This window comes from Kribbella sp. NPDC003557 (assembly GCF_040610805.1).
Lineage (GTDB): Bacteria > Actinomycetota > Actinomycetes > Propionibacteriales > Kribbellaceae > Kribbella.
This window is the reverse complement of sequence record NZ_JBEXMY010000002.1, coordinates 548063-550900: the sequence shown is the minus strand read 5'-3', so window position 1 is coordinate 550900 and position 2838 is coordinate 548063. Positions and strand designations below refer to the sequence as shown.

The 2838-nt window shown below is 70.8% G+C and carries 3 protein-coding genes; 2 read left to right on the top strand and 1 reads right to left on the bottom strand.

All coding sequences use genetic code 11. The annotated features are described in order from the left end of the window. Positions 1 to 591: 591 nt before the first annotated feature. Positions 592 to 1641, top strand: coding sequence for a hypothetical protein (locus tag ABZW60_RS08475; protein WP_355475094.1), 1050 nt, complete (start codon positions 592 to 594; stop codon positions 1639 to 1641). Here ABZW60_RS08475 and ABZW60_RS08470 read toward each other — a convergent pair. After that, on the bottom strand, positions 1590 to 2465 hold the full coding sequence (locus ABZW60_RS08470) for a hypothetical protein (RefSeq protein ID WP_355475093.1): 876 nt from the start codon (positions 2463 to 2465) through the stop codon (positions 1590 to 1592). The two genes, ABZW60_RS08475 and ABZW60_RS08470, sit on opposite strands and share 52 nt — an antisense overlap. Positions 2466 to 2548: 83 nt before the next feature. Between ABZW60_RS08470 and ABZW60_RS08465 the strand changes: the two genes are divergently transcribed. Continuing rightward, on the top strand, positions 2549 to 2838 hold a 290-nt coding region (locus tag ABZW60_RS08465), incomplete at its 3' end, for a hypothetical protein (RefSeq protein ID WP_355475092.1).

Sequence of the window (2838 nt, the reverse complement as noted above, 5' to 3'; positions counted from 1 at the left end):
GCGGCACGGTGTGCGCTGGGCTGGCGTGCCGCGCGGGGCATGCCGTTGCGGGGCATGGACGTTGGCCGGCGGATTGGCGTGTGCCCGGGTGGTGTGTCGCGTGGGGCATGGCGTTCCGGGGCGTGGACGTTCGCGGGCGACGTGGCGTGCGCTGGACTGGTGTGACGTGCAGAGCACGCCGTTCCGGAGCGGACGTTCCCCGGGGTTGGTCGGCGCGTGAATCCCACGCCATTGGCGAGGCTGCTCTTGTGGGTGGCTTTGACGGCGGGACGCGAACCTGGCTCACGCGCCACGCCGGAACCCCGCGAGCCATGCACCGTCCTCCGACAAACCAGTTGGATGGGACTGACTGCGGCTGGCGAAGGAGCTAACCCGCGGGAGCCCAGCCGACGGGAGTGCAGCCGACGGGAGTGCAGCCGACGGGAGTGCAGCCGGCGGGTGCCCAGCCGGCGGGTGCCCAGCCCACGGGAGTCCAGCCCACCCACCCTCCCGGGGCTTCTTCGCCTTCCCGTCTTTCTTGGGCGGACCTGATCATCCAGTCGTTGGAGTAGGTCTAGGCGGCGTTCACCAGGGCTTCGTAGGGTCGCCTGCATGATTGCGACGCGGCGTACGTTGTTGAAGGCTGGTGCTCTTGGCGTCGGGCTTGCTGCTACCCCAGGGCTTTCGCTGGCCGCTCGGCCTCGGCGGACTCGGGTGCTGTTGGCAACTAATGAGCCTTGGGGCACTTACCACGCGCAGCCTTTGCTCGCGGAGGCGGCGCTGCGGGGGTGGGAGTTGGTTCAGGTTGTGCCTGATCTGACGCAGATCAAGCCGGGTGAAACGGTACCGGTTGCGACGCTCGAAGACGTGCCGTCGGCTGATCTGTTGGTGGTGAACGGCGCCTCGGACTGGCCCGCGGATGTGGCTGCGGCGTTGCGGCGGTTGCCGTTGGTGGCGAGTTCGTTGGCGTATCTGAAGCCCCAGGAAGCGCCGCGGGCCAAGGAATTCCGGTCAAGGCTCGAGCTGGTGACGGCGGCGGCGCCGGCTGAGGCGGACGTGTTCGCGGCGTACCTCGGCTGGAAGCGCCGCGTCAGGATGCTGGGCTCGCCGCAGACCGACAACCTGCCGGCGTACGCGCCGCAGAAGGGCCGTGTCCTGGTCCTGACGAGCGTGACTCACCCGGATCAGACCGGCAACGCGGCACCGGGAACGCAGCTGCTGCTCGACGCGGCGGCCAAGCTCGAGGCGGCCGGTAAGCACATCGTGGTCGGTCTGCATCCGCGCGAGGACCGCATGCTCTGGGACCGGTACGAGATCAGCGCGCTGGGTTCGGTGCCGGAGTCAGCCTCGGCGGAGTGTGCGGTGGGGATTCCCGGCACGGTGTTCCCGGTCGTCGCAGCGGTCGGCGTACCGCTGGTCGGATGCGTCGATCCGAAGCTGCAGGTGCCGGACTACGTACTGAGCGTCTGCTCGTCGACGATCGACACTCCCGAGCAGGCCGTCGGCGCGATCGAGAACGCCGAGCCGGCCAGTCGGGGAGCGGTCTTCAACGCCGTCGGTCCGATCGGCGGATCGGCGCGCCGGTTGTACTCGGCATGGCACGCGACGATTCAGACCACCAGGTGCAGCTTGACCGCTGCCACGCCGACCTCGATTCGCTGACCCCAGCCGACGCTCAACGTGTCGGACTCCATGCCGTCGCCGAACACGACCAGGTCCGACTCGGCCGTGATCGTCAGCGAATCCGGTGCCTTGAGCAACCCTTCGGTGTTGTCGGTACCGGTCGCCGGTGACGGCCAGGCCTCGCGGACGAACCAGCACAGCACCGGATCGGTCGGCGTTGGCAGTGCCAACGGACTGTGGCGTTCCTGCCATGCCGATCGGCACCAGCCGGTCGAGCCGGTCCCGGTGCCGATCAGGATCCCGGACGACGACTGCCGCTCCGGGAGCGCGTCGGGTGCGCTCAGCCGGTAGCGCGCGGACTGGTGCGTGCGGTGGCCGACGTACACCTCGTTCAGCGCGATCAGCTGCTGTCCGTCGTCGGTGCTCGCGGCAACCATCGTCCGCTCGGCGACCTGGCGTGACACCAGCAGGTCGGCGATCGCGACGGGTTCGTGCGGTACGAGTACGCCGGGGTTGCGGGCCGGCTCGGGGTTGATCCCGATCACCGGCTGGCCGTCGAGGTACTTCGCCACGTTCGCGACCAGGCCGTCCTGGCCGACCGCGATCACCACGTCCTCCGGGCCGAACCCGAAGCGGTCGAGATCGTTGCGCTCGGTCACCGCGCGGCGCCAGTCCAGCGGGATCGCCGCCGAGACGGTCGCCAGCGCGTCCTGCTGCGCCTGGTGTCGCGCGTCCAGTTCGGCGAGGTCACGCCCGCGCCCGGCCAGGAAGAACCCGGCCTGCTGACGCGTCCCGTGCCGGGCAACCAGCTCGGTCAGCTCGGTCGCCCGATGCACAACGACAGCCCGGGGCGGAAGACTCATGCCCATCCCCCTTCGACTCGAGCGCTGAGCCGCCGACCGGCGGCTCGGGTGGTGGGGTGTGGGCCGGCGGTCCGGTTGTTGGGGTGTGGGCCGGCGGTCCGGGTGGTGTGGTGTGGGCCGGCGGTCCGGGTGGTGTGGTGTGGGCCGGCGGTCCGGGTGGTGTGGTGTGGGCCGGCGGTGGTGTGGTGTGGACCGGCGGTCCGGGCGGTGGGGCGTGGACCGGCGGTCCCGGTGGTGAGGCGTCGACCGACACCCCCGGCGGTCCGGATGGTGGGGCGTGGGCCGGCGGTGGTGTGGTGTGGACCGGCGGTCCGGGCGGTGGGGCGTGGACCGGCGGTCCCGGTGGTGAGGCGTCGACCGACACCCCCGGCGG